An 18,537-nucleotide genomic window follows, 5' to 3' on the forward strand; every position below is an offset into this window, starting at 1 on the left:
ACCCCAATGGATCACCCATTGCCGCGTTGAGCCCCCGCAGCGACGCCGGGGGCACCCGGCTCAGTCGATGCCCAGCTTCTTCAACTTGTAGCGCAAGGCGCGGAAGGTGATGCCCAGCGACGCGGCGGTGCGGGTCTTGTTGTAGCGGTTTTCCTGCAGGGCGTGCTGGATGGCGGCGCGTTCGATTTCCTCGATGTAGGAGGGCAACGCGCTGGTCGCGGTGTCCCGCGGGTCGATGGTGCGCGGGTCGATGCCCGCCGCCGCCGCCGCGGCCTGCGGCGTCTGCTCGCCGCGCGCCAGCGGCTGCAACGGCGCAACGCCGGGTTCGCGTGGCGCCTGATGCGCCGGGGCGTGTGCGGTGACCGTCTGCGGCAGGTGTAGGTCATGCACTTCGAGCTGATCCCCGTCGGCCATCGCCATCGCGCGTTCCAGGATGTTCTCCAGCTCGCGCACATTGCCCGGGAAGCTGTACCGGCCCAGTGCGTCCATCGCCTCGGCCGAAAGCGCCGGCGGCTCGCGGCCCAGGTCGGCAGCCAGGCGCTGGACGATCTTCGCGCACAGGCCCGGCAGGTCGGCCAGGCGCTCGCGCAGCGGCGGCACGCGCAGCTCGATCACATTGATGCGGTAGTAGAGGTCCTGGCGGAAGCGCCCATCGGCGACCATGCCGGCCAGATCCTTGTGCGTGGCCGAGAGGATGCGTACATCCACCATCACCTCGGCGTTGGCTCCCACCGGTTTCACCGATTTTTCCTGGATCGCGCGCAGCAGCTTGACCTGCATCGGCAGCGGCAGTTCGGCGACTTCGTCCAGGAACAGGGTGCCGCCGTCGGCGCTGTGGAACAGGCCGGGCTTGTCGGCATGGGCGCCGGTGAAGCTGCCCTTCTTGTGGCCGAAGAACTCGCTTTCCATCAGCTCGTTGGGGATCGCGCCGCAGTTGACCGGCACGAACGGGCCCGCGCCGCGGCTGCCTTCAGCGTGGATGGTGCGGGCGACCAGCTCCTTGCCGACACCCGACTCGCCGGCGATGTACACCGGCGCCTGGCTGCGCGCGACCTTGGTGATGGTCTCGCGCAATTGCTGCATTGCGGGCGATTCGCCATACAGGCGGGTGGCCACGTTTTCCGGGTTGGCCCGTACCGCCGGCTTCTCCTTGAGGTCCAGCGCATGGCGGACCAGGTCGCGCAACACCGACAGTTCGACCGGCTTGGCGACGAAATCGAACGCGCCCGCCTTGAGCGCCTCCACCGCGGCGTCCACATTGCCAAAGGCGGTGATCATCGCGACCGGCGTGTCGGGGAACTGCTCGGAAATTTCCGCGATCAGGTCAATGCCGGAGCCGTCGGGCAGGCGCATGTCGGTCAGGCACAGGTCGTAGCGGTTGCGGGCCAGGTGCGCGCGGGCATCGCCCAGGCTGGATGCGGTATCGCAGCGCAGTCCCATGCGGCCCAGGGTCATTACCAGCAACTCGCGGATATCGCGCTCGTCATCGACTATCAAAGCGCTGCGTGTCTCAGCCATCCCGTCCTCCGATCATGAAGGCTAGCTTAAGCGATCACGACGCAGGGAGGCAGTGGCCGACAAGCGGATGCGGAAACAGCTGCCTCCGGCGGGCAGGGCGATGAAGTCCAGTGAGGCCTGGTTGGCACGGATGAGTTCGCGCGCAATGTACAGGCCCAGCCCGGTGCCGTGGCCGGAGGTGGTGAAGAACGGCTGGAACAGCTGTTGGGCGACGCGCTCGGGAATTCCCGGCCCGCGGTCGATGACATCGATGAGCGGATGCCGGCGCTCGTCGTGGTGGATGTGGACGGTCACCCGCGCGGGTTCGCCGGGCATGCGCCCGTAGGTCAGCGCGTTGTGCACCAGCACGGTGAGAACCTGCAGGAGGTGGCGCGGGTCGACCAGCGCCTGCACCTCCGGGCGTTCCGCGGTTGCCACCAAGGTGTCGTTTTCCAGCGGATGGCCGGCCCGGTACTCGTTGACGAAGCGGTTCACCAGCGTCACCAGGTCCACGTAGTCCGGCGCGGCGGGCTCGCGCCGGGCCAGTCCGAGCACGTTCTCGACGATGCCGTTCATGCGCTGGCCCTGCTGGCGGATGATCTCCAGCAGGCGACGGTCGGAGACCGCGATCTGGTCGGACTCCTCCAGCAGCTGCACGGCGTAGTTGATAGCGGCCAGCGGGTTGCGGATCTCGTGCGCGAGGCTGGCCGAGAACCGGCCTAGCGTGGCCAGGGTCATCGATTCCGCGCGGCGCGACAGCATCGAGGTGTCGTCCAAGAACACCAGGGTCTGGTCGCTGCCGGCGAGCAGGCGGGTGAAGCGGGGAACCACGTCGTTCTGGTCGGTGGCCACCTGCAGCGGCGCGTCGTCCACCACCCCCGACTCGCGCCACTGGGCCAGGCGCCGCGAGAGTTCCGGCAGCGCCAGGGCCAGGTCGCGATGGCCGTCGCCGGCGTCACCCAGCAGCAGCAGGGCGGCCTCGTTGGCCAGCTGCACGCGGTTGTGCCCATCCACCAGCAGCACACCGGTGCGCAGGCGGCGGATGATCAGCTCGTTGACCTCGGTCAGGTGGGCGGTCTGGACGCCGCGCGTTTCGGCCAGCTCGTAGCTGTCACGCATCTGCCGGCCCAGGATGCTGGTGATGGTGGCGACGGCGAGGTAGCCCACCGAGAACATCAGCGGCTCGGTGATCGCGCGCTCGCTTTCATCCAGCAACGTCGCCCAGAAGTGCTCACCGACAATCCCGGCGACGGCCACCATCGCCGCGCCCAGCCCCAGCCGCGGCGGCAACAGCAGCGCCGCGGCGCCGATGTTGAACATCAGCATGAGCGCGATGCCGGTGCCGGCGACGGGAATGGCATGGATGGCCAGGATGCCGAACAGCAGGTCGCAGCAGATGCCCATGAGCGCCTGCCCGCGGAGCTCGCCGCGGCGGCCGAACGCAAACAGGACGGCGCCCAGGAACAGGTAGGACAGCGCGACCACCCGCGCGAGCAGGTCGTGTCGCGGCGCCTCCAGCATGTCCGCCGCCGGCCCGAACAGGACCAGCACCAGCAGCGAGCCTTCCAGCAGCCGGTACAGGGTGAAGAAGTAGAGTTCGCGGCGCAGGGCGCTGTCGGCGTCGTCGTTGGGCGGGACGGCGAGGGCTCGCGGCACGCGGTTCATCCTTGGGCAGTGGGAGGCGTACGAGTATAGGCACCGCGCGCGCGACTGCCTGCCGGCGTGCATTTTTTGCGGGGGGCGGCGTGATCGGCCACAATAGCGGGCCCCTCGCTCCCGAGCCGTTTCCGGCCGCGCCAGCGAGGGATGTCTTCCACTCCCCTCGGTGACGCATGAATTTCCACGAATACCAGGCAAAGCAGCTGTTTGCCGACTACGGCATTGCCGTGCCGGCCGGGCGCATCGCCCGCACTCCTGAAGAAGCGGTCGAAGCCGCCAAGTCCATCCCGGGCGACCTGTGGGTGGTGAAGGCACAGATCCACGCCGGTGGCCGCGGCAAGGCCGGCGGCGTCAAGCTGGCCCGGAGCTTTGACGAGGTCAAGCAGTACACCAAGGCCATGCTCGGTACCTCGATGGAGACCTACCAGACCGCCGGTGTCGCGCTGCCGATCGACTCGGTCCTGGTCTGCGAAGGCACCGACATCGACAAGGAGCTCTACCTGTCGGTGCTGGTCGACCGCAGCACGCAGACGGTGACCTTCATTGCCTCCGCCGAAGGCGGCATGGACATCGAGCAGGTCGCCGCCGAGAAGCCGGACGCGATCAAGAGCCTGCACGTGAACTACGTGGAAGGCCTGCAGCCTTACCAGTGCCGCGCGCTTGGCTTTGATCTGGGCCTGACGGCCAAGCAGGTCAACCAGCTGACCAAGATCATGACCGGCCTGTTCAAGCTGTTCCACGAGAAGGACCTGGCGCTGGTCGAGCTGAATCCGCTGGCGATCCTGACCAACGGCGACCTCGCGGTGCTCGACGGCAAGGTCGATTCCGACGACAACGCGACCTACCGTCATCCCGACCTGGCCCAGATGCGCGACATCCGCCAGGAAGACGAGACCGAGGTCAAGGCCAGCCAGCACGACCTGAACTACGTGACCATGGACGGCAACATCGGCTGCATGGTCAACGGCGCAGGCCTGGCGATGGCGACGATGGACGTGATCAAGCTGGAAGGCGGCGAGCCGGCCAACTTCCTGGACGTTGGCGGCGGCGCCACCAAGGAGCGGGTGACCGAAGCGTTCAAGCTGATCCTGTCGAGCGACAAGGTCAAGGCGATCTTCGTCAACATCTTCGGCGGCATCGTGCGCTGCGACATGATCGCCGAGGGCATCATCGCCGCGGTCAAGGAAGTGGACGTCAAGGTGCCGGTGATCGTGCGTCTGGAAGGCACCAACGTGGATGCCGGCAAGGAGTTGCTGAAGAACTCCGGCCTGGCGATCACCTCCGCCGATGACATCAACGATGGCGCCCGCAAGGCCGTCGCCGCCGTTGCCGCCTGACCACATCACCAGGATTCGATATACATGAGCGTTTTGATCAACAAGAACACCAAGGTGATCGTGCAGGGCTTCACCGGCTCGCAGGGCACCTTCCACGCCGAGCAGATGCTCGAGTACGGCACGAAGGTTGTCGGCGGCGTCACTCCGGGCAAGGGTGGCACCACGCACCTGGACCTGCCGGTCTTCAACACGGTCGCCGACGCGGTCGAGCAGACCGGCGCGGACGCCTCGGTCATCTACGTGCCGCCGGCGTTCGCCGCGGACGCGATCCTTGAAGCCGCCGATGCGGGCATCACCGTCATCGTGTGCATCACCGAGGGCATCCCGGTGCTGGACATGCTGCGGGTCAAGAACGTGCTCAACGACTACGAAGACGTCGTGCTGATCGGCCCGAACTGCCCCGGCGTGATCACCCCCGGCGAGTGCAAGATCGGCATCATGCCCGGCCACATCCACACCGTCGGCAAGATCGGCATCGTCAGCCGCTCCGGCACCCTGACCTACGAGGCGGTCAAGCAGACCACCGACGTCGGCCTGGGCCAGTCGACCGTCATCGGTATCGGCGGCGACCCGATCCACGGCCTGGACTTCATCGACTGCCTGAAGCTGTTCCAGGACGATGAGCAGACCGAAGGCATCATCATGGTCGGCGAGATCGGTGGCAGCGCCGAGGAAGAAGCGGCCGAGTTCATCGCGCAGTACGTGACCAAGCCGGTGGTAGGCTTTATCGCCGGCGCCAGCGCCCCTCCGGGCAAGCGCATGGGCCACGCCGGTGCGATCGCCTCCGGCGGTCAGGGCACCGCTGAGGGCAAGTTCGCGGCGATGGAGAAGGCGGGCGTGACCACGGTCAAATCCCCGGGCGACCTGGGCGCGGCGATCGCCAAGCGTCTGGCGAAGTAGGGCCTCGCACTAGGTAATGAAAAAGGCCACCTTCGGGTGGCTTTTTTTGTGGCTTTTTTTCGGGGCGCTGGCGCGGGTTAGTGCATCGTGCGGTTACTGGGAGTGATTGTGGTGGCCGAGGGGCGTGGCCTGCATGTCCTCCGGGCGAATGTCCCCCGGCTCCCGCCTGCGGCGGGCGCCTCCTCCTTTATTTCGCCCGGAAGACATACACGCCACGCCTGGGCTGGGCGGTTGCGTCTCCACGGCACCAGCCAGGCTGGAACGACGGGGGCGGATGCCCTTGGGGCGAAGTAAAGGAGGAGGCACCGGCTTCACCGGTGCCGGGGGACATTCGCCGCAAGGGCATCCGCCCCTGGCGCCTCAACTAATCAGCTGTGTCGCCGCCTTCTTCCGCGCCACCCGCATCGAGCGCATCTTCTGCGCCCCACGGCGCCGGCGGCGTGGCAATCGGCTTGGTCAGGTCGAAGCCGACCCGGAACATCCGGTCCTGATCGGTGCGCGCCAGTTCGTAGACAAAGCGCTGCCCGGGATCGATTTCGATGGCCCACACGTTGCTGTTGGAGACGTCCATCCCTTCGCGGGTAAACATTTCCTGTGAGAAGGTGTCGACCGGAAATTCCTGACGCGTCGCGCTGCCGGAGGTTGCTGTCTCCCCGCCGTACATGGTCACCGGGTCGTCGCTGCCGTCCTCCAGTCGGTGATCGTGTTTCAGGCGCAAGCCTTCATCGGTCCGTGTAAGTACCCAGGTGCGCGAGTAGTTCTCGCCGACGTTGAAGGAGATGCGGATTTCCCGGTCGCTGCACTCGCGCACCTGCATGGTCAGGGTCTGGTCGCGGAACGGGTCCGGACCGTCGCTGACTGGGCGGTCGGTCAGCACGCTGCCCTCGAACGCCTTGCCGCACAGCGCGGTGATGCGGTCGAAGAACGCCTGCTGCGGGTCGGCGGGCGCCGCGGCCGGGGTGTCGGCAGCGGTGGTGGTAGTGGTGGTATCGGTCGCCGATGGACTGCAGGCGGCGAGGGCGGCGGCGAAAGTCGCCGGCAGAAGGATGCGGGAAATAGTCATCCAGCCACGCTAGCCGGTTTCGACCGTGCATGCCATGCGGGGGTGCAGGAAGCCGTGCACCCGGGTCGATGACGATAGGGAAACTCTTGAAGTTGAGGTGGCGTGGCCAAGGAGCGCACGCCAAGGACGGGAATGCGCGGTGACGTCTCGACGCTGACATCGCGACGCTGGCATCGCGCGATCACGGGACTGCCGCGGATTCCAGCAAGCAGTCACGGAAGGCCGGGTAGTCGAGTCTGAGCGGTGTGGCTGTGGCTGCTCGGGCGAGCGCCGCGGCGAGGGCCGGGGGTGGCTTCACCTCGTGGCCGATCAGGGGCTCGACCACGCTCTCGAATTTGGCCGGGTGCGCGGTGGCGACGACCGCCCAAGGGCGCCTATCGCCCTGGGCGCGCAGGCGCTCGAGTGCATGCAGCGCCACCGCGGTATGCGGACAGGGGACGAGTCCATGGCGGGCGGGAGCACCGGCAATGGCTGCGCGGATCTGGCCGTCGTCCACGCTGCAGGCCCGCATCGATGCACGCACCGCGGCGTCGTCGGCATGCCACCAGCGCAGGCGCTCGAAGTTGCTCGGTGCGCCGACATCCATCGCGTTGGCGAGGGTCGCCTTGCCGGCTTGCGGGCGGTAGTCCCCGCCGGCGAAGTAGCGTGGCAATACGTCGTTGGCATTGCTGGCGATCACGATGTCCCCAATCGGCAGGCCCATGCTGCGCGCCAGCCACGCGGCCAGGGCGTTGCCCAGGTTCCCGGTCGGGATCACGTAGTTGAGCGACGTGCCGTGGTCGGCCCGGAACTGCAGCGAGGCGTGGGCGTAGTACGCCATCTGCGGCAGCAGCCGGCCCAGGCTGATGCTGTTGGCCGACCCCAGCGTGATCGTCTCGCGCAGGCCGGCATCGGTGAGCGCCTGCTTCACCAGCTGCTGGCAATCATCGAACGTGCCCTGGACGCGCAGCGCCTGCACGTTGTCGCCGAAACAGCCCAGCCCATGCGCCTGGCGCGGCGAGACACGCCCATCGGGATACAGGATCACCACGCGGAACCCCTCACGCCTGTGGAATGCCGCGCCGACCGCCGCACCGGTATCGCCGGAGGTCGCGACCAGGATGGTGGTGGGTGGCGCGCCCGATTCGCGCAGGCGCGAGAGCGCTTCGGCGAGGAAGCGCGCGCCGATGTCCTTGAACGCGGCCGTCGGTCCGTGGAAAAGCTCGAGCAGGTAGTCGCCGGCACCCTGCAACGGGCGCAGCGGCACCGGGAAATCGAAGGCCGCGCGGCACATGTCCGCCAGTTGCGGCTCCAGACGCGAGCCGGCGAAGTACGGGCCGAGCAACGCGGCGGCGGTATCGGCGAGCGTGGCGCCGGCCTTGTCGAGGTGTGCCTCCGGAATCGCTAGAGGTACATACAGGCCACCATCGGGCGCCAGCCCGGCCGCCAGGGCGTCATCGATCCCGACCTCGGGCGACCCTCCACGGGTGCTGGCGAACTTCATGCGACCACTTCCGCGCGCGGGCCATTGATGGGCGACAGGTGCACGTCGCTGTCCAGGCCGACCGCGGCAAACGCGGCCTGCATCGCGGTAGCGGCGGTCTGCGCCTGCTCGATGTCGGCGAACCAGCCGAACACGCTGGGGCCGGCGCCCGAGATGCTCGCGCCCAGGGCTCCATGGGCGAGCGCGGCAGCCTTCACCTCGGCGAAGCCCGGTACGAGCGAGGCGCGGCGGGGTTCCACCAGCACGTCGCGTAGACCTTCGGCGATCAGGGTGAGATCACCGCGCGCCAGGCCGGTCAGGAACAGGGCCAGATGCTCGCTGTGCTGGACGACCTGACGCAGCGGGTAGGGCGCCGACAAGGCTTCGCGCGCGAGCCGGGTCTCGAGCACGTGGTGCGGATGCACCACCGCGCACACCAGCGGCGGCGCCGACAGCGGAATCGCACGGGTCGGGGTGGCCAGCACGACGCCGCCGAACAGCATCGGTGCCACGTTGTCGCCGTGCACGCTGCCGCTGGCGACGGACTCACCCAGCAGCGCCAGCGGATACAGCTGGTCGCGGGTCAGTGGCTGCTCCAGCAGCGCATTGGCCGCCACCAGCGCCGCCACGCACGACGCCGCCGAGCCGCCAAGACCCGAACCCAGCGCGATGCCCTTGTGCAGGCGCAGCTCAAACCCGTGTGCGATGCCGTATTGCTCGCGCAACTCCATCAGCGCGCGTCCGGCGGTGTTGCGCCCGGCCTCGCGCGGCAGTTGCGCTGCGCCCGCGCTGTCGCCGTCGATGCCGCTTATGGTGACCGTGGGCGCGTCGACCCGGCGCACGAAGGCGCGGTCGCCCGGGCCCTCGATGCTGTGGCCGAGCAGGTCGAAACCCACGCCGATGTTGCCGACGCTGGCGGGCGCGAATGCGGTGGCTTCCTGGCGCGGCGTAGCCCCGGAGCTACCGGCGCGGGCGGCGCCGGATGTGTGCCTCGGCCGGTCGATATCCGTTTTCACAGTCGTGCCCCGAGCGCCTGCGCAATGGCCAGCACGTCGCCGAACACGCCGGCGGCGGTGACCTCCGGCCCGGCGCCGGGGCCCTGCACGACCAGTGGGTTGTCGGTGTAGCGACGGGTGTGGAACTGGATCAGGTTGTCGGTCAGACGGGTGTACAGGCTGGCGTGTCCTGCCGGCGGCACCACCAGGGCGACGCTCGCACGCCCGTCGCGGTCCATCCGGGCCAGGTAGCGCAAGGCGCCGCCGCCGGCCAGCGCGTCGTCAAGTCGCGCCTGCAGCGGTGTATCCAGCTCCTCCAGGCGGGCAAGGAATTCCTCCAGCGGAACATCCTGCAGCGGCGGCGGCACAAGGTTTTCGATCTCGACATCCTCCAGTGACAGCATGCGACCGGCCTCGCGGGCGAGGATCACCAGCTTGCGGGCGACATCGATGCCCGACAGGTCATCGCGCGGGTCGGGTTCGGTATAGCCCAGCTCGCGCGCCTCGCGCACCAGCGCGGAGAACGGCACGCTGCCATCGAAGCGGTTGAACAGCCACGCCAGCGTGCCCGACAACACGCCCTCGAAGGCGGTCAGTTCGTCACCGGTGTCGAGCTGGTTGCGCAGGGTCACGATCACCGGCAGGCCGGCGCCGACGGTGGCCTCGTAGCCGAAGCGGCCGCCGTGTCGGGTGGCGGCGCGGATCGCCTGGTAGCGGGCCAGGTCGCCGCTGCCGGCGTGCTTGCTCGGCGTCACGACATGGATGCCGGCGGCCAGCCAGTGCGGGTAGTAGTCGGCGATGGCGTCGCTGCCGCTGCAATCCACGATCAGCGCGTGCGGCAGATGGCTGGCGCGGACGTGATGGGCGAACGCATCCAGGTCCAGCGCCTCGCCGGCCTCCAGTGCCTCCAAAGCCTGTTGCGGCGGCAGGTTGCGAGGCGCCAGGCTCATGCGGCGGCTGTTGGCGATCGCGCGCAGGCGCAGGTCGATGCCGCGCTGGCCCTCACCAGCTAGGCGCTGCAGCGAATCGGACAGCTGGCCGAGCAGGGCACGGCCGACCTTGCCGGGCCCGATGAGGCCAATGGAGAGTGTCTGCGGCGAAAGCCAGAACGCGGAATGCACGGCGCGCAAACCGCGCACGGCATCGGCGGCGTCCAGCGCGACGGAGATGTTGCGTTCGCTGGCGCCCTGGGCGATCGCGCGGATGTTGACCCGCGCCTTTGCCAGACCATCGAACAGCCGTGCGGCCACACCGGGGGAGCCGACCATGCCGTCGCCCACGGCGGCGAGGATGACGATGCCCGGCGTCACCTCGACCCCGGCGACCAGCCCTTCTTCAATGGCGTCGGCGAAGGCGCTGGCGACCGCCTCGCGGGCCTGCGCCGCCTGCGCCTCGCGCACCACGCAGCAGATCGAATGCTCGCTGGAGCCCTGCGAGATCATCGTCACCGAGACGCTTGCGGCATGCAGGGCCGCGAACATCCGCTCGGCGGTCCCCGGCACCCCGATCAGGCCGGCGCCACTGAGTTCCAGCAGGGCCATGCGTTCCACCAGGCTGAGGCCTTTCACCGGCGACGCGGCTGCGGCGGACTCCAGGCTGATCACGGTGCCGGGGGCTGCTGGGTTGCGGGTGTTGCGGATGCGGATCGCCAGTCCGGCCTGCAGCGCCGGCGCCATGGTGCGCGGGTGCAGCACGCTGGCACCGAAATAGGAGAGCTCATTGGCCTCGGCGTAGGACATGGAATCCAGGCACACCGCATCCGGCACCAGTCGCGGGTCGGCGCTGAGCACGCCGTCGACGTCGGTCCAGATGGTGAGCTCGCTGGCATGTAGCAGGCGCCCGAACGCGGCCGCGGAATAGTCGCTGCCATTGCGTCCCAGCGTGGTATTCGCGCCCTCGCCATCGCGGGCGATGAAGCCGGTGATGACGCGGCCACGGGCGCATTGCTGCTCCCGCTCCGACCACTGTGCCAGGCGCGACTGGCTGGCCCCCCAGTCAACCGTGACGCCCAGCTCGCCGGGGTTGGCGACGAGCACGTCGCGCGCGTCCAGGCAGCCCCAGCCGCCATCCGCGCCGCCCAGCGCGACCTGCAACAGGCGCGCGGAACAGACGTCGCCCAGGCCATGCACGCCGGCGATGTCGGCCTCGCTGCGCGCCTGTCCGGACGCGATCGCCGTCAGCGTGTCGCCGAGCTCGGTGAACCGGGCTTCCAGCCAATCGTGCAGGCCATGCGCCGAGCCCGAATCCAGCGCATCGGCCGCGTCCAGATGGCGCTGGCGCAGCGCCATGAAGGCGGGCTTCCAGTCCGTGGCGGACATGCTGGCCTCAGCCAGTCCGACCAAGGTGTCAGTGACCCCGTGCATCGCCGAGACGACAACGAACTGAAGGCCGGTCGCTGCCGCATCCATTTCGTCGAGGAGCGCGGCAACGCGCTGGTAGTGGGCGGCGTCGGCAAGGCTGCTGCCACCGAACTTGTGCAGGTGGACGGGCTTGAGGCCCGGCGCAAGTGGCTGCCCCGGATCGATGCGCGGCGGGGCAAGGGGGGAGGGCATCGGAGAATCCTGTCGATCTGCGTTGGGGAGGGTATGTGGCTCAGTCACGCATGCAAACGGCGTAGCAGCGGACCTGCAGGTTTTCCAGCACTGCCGCGGTGGCGGCGCGGGTGTCGATCGCTGCGCCACTGCCGCGGATGTCGGCGGTGAAGGCACCCGCGTCCAGTGCCTGCGACACCGCCTGCTCCACGCAGTCCGCCTCGTCGTCCAGCCCGAGCGAGTGGCGCAGCAGCATCGCCGCACTGAGTATCGCCGCAACCGGGTTGGCGATGCCGCGCCCGGTGATGTCGGGCGCCGAGCCGTGGATCGGCTCGTACAGCCCGGCCCTGCCGTCGCCCAGCGAGGCCGACGGCAGCAGGCCCATCGAGCCGGCCAGCATCGAGGCCTCGTCGGTGAGGATGTCGCCGAACATGTTCTCGGTCACGATCACGTCGTACTCGCGCGGACGCGACAGCAGGTGCATCGCCATCGAGTCGACCAGCTGGTGTTCCAGGGTGATGTCGGGAAACTCCTCGGCCACTACCCGGGCGGCGACTTCCCGCCACAGGCGCGAGGTTTCCAGCACGTTGGCCTTGTCCACCGATGTCAGGTGGCCGCGGCGACGGCGGGCGAGCTGCGCGGCGCGGCGGACGACACGCTCGACCTCACCCACGCTGTACTCGCACAGGTCGCTGGCGCTGTCGCTGGCGCGCTGTTTCCGGCCGAAGTAGATCCCGCCGGTCAGCTCCCGCACCACCACCAGATCCACGCCGTTGAGCAGGTGTGGCTTGATCGGCGAGGCGCCCAGAGCCGCCGGGTGCGGTTTGACGGGACGCAGGTTGGCGTACAGGCCCAGGCCCTTGCGCAGCGCCAGCAGGCCCTGCTCGGGCCGCACGCTCGCCTTTGGATCGGACCACCTGGGTCCGCCTACGGCGCCCAGCAATACGGCGTCGGCGGTGCGGCAGGCCTCCAGCGTGCTCTGCGGCAAGGCCTCGCCGGTGGTGTCAATCGCGGCGCCGCCGATCAGGTGCTCGTGGAAGTTGAAGCGATGGCCGTAGGCGGACGCGACTGCTTGCAAGATTTCCACGGCAGCGGCGGTGACTTCCGGGCCGATTCCGTCACCGGGCAGGACAACGATCTCAGCGTGCATGGTTCAACTCCTCGTAACGGGCGATGGCGGGTTCCTGCTTGAGCAGGTAGCCGAGCTGGTCGACGCCTTCCAGCAGACAGGTGCGGGCGAATTCATCCAGCGGGAATTCGAACCCGCGCCCATCCGGCAGGCGGACCGTGCCTCTGGCGACATCGATGTGCAGCTCGACGCCCGGCCGGGCGAGCAGCTCGTCGACCACCGCGTCGGGCAGGACGATCGCGAGCAGGCCGTTCTTGAGCGCGTTGCTGCGGAAGATGTCGGCGATCTGGGCGCTGATCACCGCCCGCAGGCCAAGGTCGAGCAGGGCCCAGGGCGCGTGCTCGCGCGATGAGCCGCAGCCGAAGTTGCGACCGGCGACCAGGATCTGCGCACCGACATTGGCCGGGTCGTTGAAGGGAAACGCCGGGTCCGGCGCGCCGTCGGCGCGCTGCCGCCAGTCATGGAAGGCGAACCGGCCCAGACCCTTGCGCTCGGTGGTGGTCAGAAAGCGCGCGGGGATGATCTGGTCGGTATCGATGTTGCGTTCGCGCAGGACGACCGTGCGCGAGTGCAGTTCGGTGATGGCGCTCATGGCGTGGCCTCCGCGGCGACGTTGCGGGGCGGTGCATCGGCCGCTGCCGGCGAAGGGTGCTGCCCGCGCAGGAACGCCTCCGGATCGGTGATCTCGCCGCGGACGGCGCACACCGCGGCGGTCAGCGGTGAGGCGAGCACGGTGCGTGCACCCTGGCCCTGGCGGCCTTCAAAGTTGCGGTTGCTGGTGGACACCGCCAGTTGCCCCGGCGCGACCAGGTCACCGTTCATCGCGATGCACATCGAGCAGCCGGGCTCGCGCCATTCCGCCCCGGCGGCCAGCACGATCCGGTGGATCCCCTCGGCTTCGGCGTCGCGCTTGATCTGCACCGAACCGGGTACCACCAGCATGCGCACGCGGGGGTGCACCTTGCGGCCGCGCAGGATCCCTGCCGCCTGGCGCAGGTCGTCCAGCCGCGAATTGGTGCAGCTGCCGATGAACACCACTTCAACCGGTTGTCCGGCCAGGGGCTGGCCGCCGGCGAAGCCCATGTACGCCAGTGCCTTGCGGTCGTCATCGTTGCCGGGCGGCGGCAACGGCAGGTCGATGGCGGTCACCTGGCCCGGGTGGGTGCCCCACGTCACGGTGGGGCGGATGTCCGCCGCGTCGATGCGGACCTCGCGGTCGAAGCGTGCGCCCTCGTCGCTGCGCAGCTGACGCCAGCGCGCGACGGCCTGTTCGAACGCCTCGCCCTGCGGCGCGCGTGGCTTGCCGCGCAGGAACGCGAAAGTCGTCTCGTCGGGGGCGATCAGGCCCGCGCGGGCGCCGGCCTCGATCGACATGTTGCACACCGTCATCCGCTCATCCATCGACAACGCGCGTATGGCGCTGCCGCGGTACTCGATGACGTGACCGGTGCCGCCGTTGACGCCGATCACCCCGATCACGTGCAGGATCAGGTCCTTGGCGGTCACCGACGCTCCCAGTTGGCCGTCGATGGTGATCGCCAGCGTGCGTGGCTTGCGTTGCAGCAGGCACTGGGTGGCCAGCACGTGGCCGACCTCGCTCGTACCAATGCCGAAGGCCAGCGCGCCGAACGCGCCGTGGGTCGCGGTGTGGCTGTCGCCGCAGACCACGGTCATGCCGGGCTGGGTCAGCCCCAGTTCGGGTCCGATCACGTGGACGATGCCGCGATGGTCGCTGTCGAAATCGAACAGTTCGATGCCGTGGCGCGCCGCGTTGTCGCGCAGGGTCGCGACCTGCTTCTCGGCTTCGGGCGTCGCGTAGGGCAGGCTGCCGTCCGCGTTGCGCGGCAGGGTCGGGGTGGAGTGGTCCAGCGTGCCCTTGGTCAACTCCGGGCGGCGCACCTTCAGGCCGCGCGCGTCCAGCTCGGTGAAGGCCTGAGGGGTGGTGACCTCGTGGATCAGGTGCAGGTCGATGTACAGCACGGCCGGCGAGGCTTCGCTTTCGGGGCTGACCAGGTGGCCATCCCACAGCTTGTCGAACAGCGTACGCGGCGCGCCGCTGCCGGCCCGGTGGATGCGGTTGGCGATGTCCAGCCACGCCAGCGCGGACGCTTCCAGGATGTCGGTGCTGGTGCCCGAGCCGGTGTGCTCGACGCCGTCCAGGGTCGCGACCACGCTGGCCTGGCCCTGGGCGTCATCGCCGGCGGTGATGCTGGAGATCTGGAAGCTGTCGATCTCCAGCGGCATGTCCGCCGCCCGCGACAACGCCGCGAACAGGGCGTGCACCGGCCCGTCGCCGACGGCCGCCTCTTCGGCGACCGTGCCGCACGGCCTGGCCAGGCGCACGCTCGCGGTCGGCAGCATGCCCTCACCCACGCCGGTGGATGCGTGCACGCGCAGCAGCCGGAAGCCGCGCCGCAGCGGCGCGTCGGTGCCCAGCACCAGCGTCTCCAGGTCGGCGTCGAAGACCTCGCGCTTCTTCTCCGCCAGCACCTTGAACGCGTCAAAGACCTCATTCAGGCGGGTGTCGTCCAGCGCCAAGCCCAGCGTCTGCAACCGGTCGCTCAGGGCCGCGCGGCCGCTGTGGCGACCCATCACCATCTGCGACTGCTCCCAGCCCACGTCCTGCGGATGCATGATTTCGTAGGTGCCGCGGTGCTTGAGCATGCCGTGCTGGTGGATGCCGGACTCGTGGGCAAACGCGTTCTGGCCGACGATCGCCTTGTTGCGCTGCACGTGCATGCCGGTGATCCGCGACAGCAGGCGCGAGGTCGGCACCAGCCGGCGCGTATCGATCCGCGTGGTCGCATTGAAGTAGCTGCGGCGCACGTTGAGCGCCATCACCAGTTCCTCCAGCGCGCAGTTGCCGGCCCGCTCGCCGATGCCGTTGATGGTGCATTCGACCTGCCGCGCGCCGCCTTCGATCGCGGCCAGGCTGTTGGCGACCGCCAGGCCCAGGTCGTTGTGGCAGTGGGCGCTGAACACCGCGCGCTCCGCGTCGCGCACGTTGGCGCGCAGGTATTCGAACAGCGAGCGGATCTCCGCCGGGGTGGTGTAGCCGACCGTGTCGGGAATGTTCAGCGTGGTCGCCCCGGCGGCGATCGCCGCGCTGCAGACCTCGGCCAGAAACTCGGGCTCGGTGCGCAGCGCATCCTCGGCGGAGAACTCGACGTCGTCGAAATGGCGCTTCGCCAGTTCCACGCCCATCACCGCGCGCTCGATCACCTGCTCCCTGGTCAGGCCCAGCTTGTGCTCGCGGTGCAGCGGACTGGTGGACAGGAACACATGCATGCGTGCGCCTTCGGCGCCTTCCAGCGCGCGCACGCCAGCTTGGATGTCGCCGGGGTGGCAACGCGCCAACGCCGCCAGCGTCGAGCCGCGCACTTCCCGGACGATCCGCCGGGTGGCCTCGACTTCCGCCTCCGAGCTTGCCGGGAAGCCGACTTCGATCACGTCCACGCCGAGATCGGCCAGCGCGTGGGCGAACCGCAGCTTCTGCGGCGCGGTCATGCTGCACCCCGGCGACTGCTCGCCATCGCGCAGGCTGGTGTCGAAGATGCGTACGTGTTCGGCAGGCGAGTGTTCGGCGGGTACATGCCCGGCAGGAGCGTGTTCGTCGTGTGCGGCGTCGGTAATAGCTACGTCGGGTTCGTGGGTGCTCATGCTGGGATGACCTCGGGAGTGGGCGCCGGCGTGGGTTGCTCCACGGGGCGGGACGGCGCGGAGGCCGTGCTGGCAGGGGAAAGGGGGCGGACCGAGGCGGCACGCGCGGGCGGCGCGATGTCGCGGCTGCGGCGACGCGGGCGGCGCGGTGCGCGCGGGCGGACGTCGGAGAGCAGCTGGGCCAGCACGCTGGCATCGATGTTGCCGCCGGAGACGACCGCGCATTTGCGCCGACCCGCAACCCGTCGACCGGCGGCCAGCGCCAGCGCGCCGGCACCTTCGGCGATGACGTGCTCCTCCAGCGCCAGCCGGACCAGCGTCTCGCGCAGCTCGGCCTCGCGCACGATCACGATGTCGTCCAGCAGTCCGGCGAGCAGCTGTCGGGTCAGCAGGCCGGGCTCCTTCACCCGCACGCCGTCGGCCAGGGTCGCGGCACTCTCGCGCAGCTCGAAGTCGCCGCGCAGCGCGCGTGCCATCGAGTCGACGTCTTCGACCTGGGCGCCGACGATGCGTACACCCTGCGACTTCAACGCCAGGGCGACGCCGGCGGCCAGCCCGCCCCCGCCGATCGGCACCAGCACGACATCCGGTGCCAGTGCAGCCATCTCCAGACCCACCGTGCCCTGGCCGGCGATCACGTCCGGATCGTCGAAGGCCGACAGCAGGCGGTAGTCGTTCTGCTCCGCCAGCTCCGCGGCGAAGGCCCTGGCTTCGTCGTAGGTATCGCCGTGCAGCCGGACGGTCGCGCTACAGTGGGCGACGCCGGCGATCTTGGTCTGCGGGGCGTTGCCCGGCATCACCGCGATCACCGGCACCCGCAGCCGGTATCCGGCCCAGGCCAGCCCCTGCGCGTGGTTACCGGCCGAAGCGGCGATCACCGGCCGCTGGTCGCCACGCTCACGCATCGCGAGCAACGCGTTCATTGCCCCGCGCACTTTGTAGGACCCGGTCCGCTGCAGGTTTTCCAGCTTCAACCAGCAGCCGAAACGCTCGGCATAGTGCAACGGCGTCGCCGCCAGGTAGGGCCGCAAGCGCGCCTGCGCGGCCAGCACGGCGGAAGCACTCACACCTGCCAGGGCCATCGCCTCAGTCACGGGGCAGGCCTACATCCGTCAGCCAGGCGCGATGGCTGGCGTCCGCGCCACTGACCACGTCGCGGTAAAGCTGGGCGATTTCCCGGCCGCGTTTGTCCGATGCGAAGCGGTGTTCGTTGAGGACGTTGATCGGGGTGACTTCCGCCGCGGTGCCGCAGACGAAGACCTCGTCGGCCTGCAGCAACTCCTTAAGCGACACCGCGCGCGACTCCGCGCCGGTCAGCGCGATCACCGTATCGCGGGTGATGCCGGCCAGGGCATCCGGGTGCTCGACGGCGGTCAGATTGTCGCCGTTGAGCATGAATACGTTGGCCCCGGTGCACTCCACCACCATGCCCGCCTCGTCGACGAACAGCGCCTCGTCAAACCCGCGCGTCTTCGCCTCGTGCTTGGCCAGGATGGAGTTGACGTAGGCACCGCACAGCTTCAGCGGCGGCAGCGAGGTGGCCGGATTGCGGCGCCACGAGGACACGCCCAGCTTCACCGCGCTGCCCGACAGATGCACCACGGTGCCGAAGGTGGCGACCATCAGGTGCTTGCTCAGCGGCGCCACGTCCAGGCCGATCGAACCGGTGCCGCACCAGGCCAGCGGCCGGATGTAGGCCGCGCTCTGGCGGTTCGCGCGCAGCACCCGCAAGGTCGCCTCCGTCGCCTGCCGGACGTCGAAGTCGATGCCCAGCAGCTCGCAACCATTGCGCATCCGCTCCATGTGTTCGGGCAGGCGGAACACCGCCGACCCGCCATCTACGGTCTGGTAACTGCGGATGCCCTCGAACACGCCGCTGCCGTAGTGCAGGGCGTGCGTGGTCAGCGGCGCCAGCGGCGCATCGGCGCGTACCAGCTCGCCGTCGAACCACAGCTGCAGCACGGGGTTTCCTGCGGCGTCTTTCAGCGACATGGCGAGACCTCCACGGCGAGGCAGTCGTGCAGCTTGTGCAGCTGGGCCTGCAGACCCTCGCCGCAGCGCTGGCCTTCCACGTTCATGCGCAGGTGCCAGTGCTCGCCGTCGGGCTGGAGTCCGCCGTCGACGCCGACGGTCTGGAAGCCGCGGCGCTCGGCGGTGCCGATCACCCGGGCCAGTGCGCCCTCGGCGCGGCGCATGACGAGGTCAATCTGGTAGCGCATGTGCGTTCTCCGGTTGGGGCGAATGGGGTGGGGTTGCGTGGACGTGGGTCACGCCGGCGTGGGCGGGCGAGGCGTGGGCGGGCGA

General features: G+C 69.2%; 14 protein-coding genes and 1 pseudogene. 2 read left to right on the top strand and 13 right to left on the bottom strand.

Features of this window, described 5'->3' with window-relative positions:
- Positions 1–60: 60 nt before the first annotated feature.
- Together INQ40_RS02805 and INQ40_RS02810 are read right to left on the bottom strand one after the other, a co-directional pair.
- Positions 61–1,518: a sigma-54 dependent transcriptional regulator gene (locus tag INQ40_RS02805; RefSeq protein WP_194341581.1), complete on the bottom strand. Its 1,458-nt coding sequence runs from the start codon at positions 1,516–1,518 to the stop codon at positions 61–63.
- 21 nt (positions 1,519–1,539) lie between these two features.
- Positions 1,540–3,153 (bottom strand): HAMP domain-containing sensor histidine kinase, encoded by a 1,614-nt coding sequence (locus tag INQ40_RS02810; RefSeq protein WP_228482094.1) that lies wholly within the window; start codon positions 3,151–3,153, stop codon positions 1,540–1,542.
- Between the two features lie 176 nt (positions 3,154–3,329).
- Here INQ40_RS02810 and sucC point away from each other — a divergent pair, with 176 nt between their 5' ends.
- Together sucC and sucD are read left to right on the top strand one after the other, a co-directional pair.
- Positions 3,330–4,493 carry an ADP-forming succinate--CoA ligase subunit beta gene (gene sucC / locus INQ40_RS02815; protein WP_194341585.1) on the top strand — a complete coding sequence of 388 codons (1,164 nt, stop codon included), beginning with the start codon at positions 3,330–3,332 and terminating at the stop codon, positions 4,491–4,493.
- A 24-nt stretch (positions 4,494–4,517) separates the two neighbouring features.
- The gene (sucD, locus tag INQ40_RS02820) at positions 4,518–5,393 is read left to right on the top strand and encodes a succinate--CoA ligase subunit alpha (protein ID WP_194341587.1); all 876 of its coding nucleotides are present in this window, start codon (positions 4,518–4,520) and stop codon (positions 5,391–5,393) included.
- Between the two features lie 364 nt (positions 5,394–5,757).
- Here the strand turns inward: sucD and INQ40_RS02825 are convergent, their stop codons facing one another.
- The 11 genes and pseudogenes from INQ40_RS02825 to INQ40_RS02870 form a co-directional block, all read right to left on the bottom strand.
- Positions 5,758–6,456, bottom strand: coding sequence for a hypothetical protein (locus INQ40_RS02825; RefSeq protein ID WP_194341589.1), 699 nt, complete (start codon positions 6,454–6,456; stop codon positions 5,758–5,760).
- A gap of 181 nt (positions 6,457–6,637) precedes the next feature.
- Positions 6,638–7,939, bottom strand: coding sequence for a threonine synthase (gene thrC, locus INQ40_RS02830; protein WP_194341591.1), 1,302 nt, complete (start codon positions 7,937–7,939; stop codon positions 6,638–6,640).
- Entirely contained in the window at positions 7,936–8,820 is an 885-nt protein-coding gene (locus tag INQ40_RS02835) for a homoserine kinase (protein ID WP_248285361.1), read from the bottom strand. The genes thrC and INQ40_RS02835 overlap by 4 nt, the downstream gene beginning before the upstream one ends.
- A gap of 110 nt (positions 8,821–8,930) precedes the next feature.
- Entirely contained in the window at positions 8,931–11,465 is a 2,535-nt protein-coding gene (gene thrA, locus INQ40_RS02840) for a bifunctional aspartate kinase/homoserine dehydrogenase I (RefSeq protein WP_194341593.1), read from the bottom strand.
- Positions 11,466–11,505: 40 nt separating this feature from the next.
- Entirely contained in the window at positions 11,506–12,594 is a 1,089-nt protein-coding gene (gene leuB, locus INQ40_RS02845; protein WP_194341595.1) for a 3-isopropylmalate dehydrogenase, read from the bottom strand.
- Positions 12,584–13,165, bottom strand: a complete 582-nt coding sequence (gene leuD, locus INQ40_RS02850) for a 3-isopropylmalate dehydratase small subunit (protein ID WP_194341597.1) — start codon at positions 13,163–13,165, stop codon at positions 12,584–12,586. Before leuD ends, leuB begins: the two co-directional genes overlap by 11 nt.
- Positions 13,162–14,646, bottom strand: coding sequence for a 3-isopropylmalate dehydratase large subunit (gene leuC, locus INQ40_RS13120; protein ID WP_255524305.1), 1,485 nt, complete (start codon positions 14,644–14,646; stop codon positions 13,162–13,164). Before leuC ends, leuD begins: the two co-directional genes overlap by 4 nt.
- Positions 14,638–16,128: pseudogene (locus tag INQ40_RS13125) on the bottom strand (2-isopropylmalate synthase); the annotation flags it as partial. The gene leuC and the pseudogene INQ40_RS13125, both read right to left, overlap by 9 nt.
- 101 nt (positions 16,129–16,229) lie before the next feature.
- A complete protein-coding gene (locus INQ40_RS02860; protein WP_194341599.1) occupies positions 16,230–17,315 on the bottom strand; it encodes a threonine dehydratase in 1,086 nt (361 codons plus the stop codon).
- A gap of 4 nt (positions 17,316–17,319) precedes the next feature.
- A complete protein-coding gene (locus INQ40_RS02865; RefSeq protein ID WP_194341601.1) occupies positions 17,320–18,225 on the bottom strand; it encodes an aminotransferase class IV in 906 nt (301 codons plus the stop codon).
- The gene (locus INQ40_RS02870) at positions 18,216–18,452 is read right to left on the bottom strand and encodes an ACT domain-containing protein (RefSeq protein WP_194341603.1); all 237 of its coding nucleotides are present in this window, start codon (positions 18,450–18,452) and stop codon (positions 18,216–18,218) included. Before INQ40_RS02870 ends, INQ40_RS02865 begins: the two co-directional genes overlap by 10 nt.
- Between the last annotated feature and the right edge of the window lie 85 nt (positions 18,453–18,537).

Source organism: Lysobacter sp. H21R4, from assembly GCF_015277535.1.
Classification (GTDB): Bacteria; Pseudomonadota; Gammaproteobacteria; order Xanthomonadales; family Xanthomonadaceae; genus Novilysobacter; species Novilysobacter ciconiae.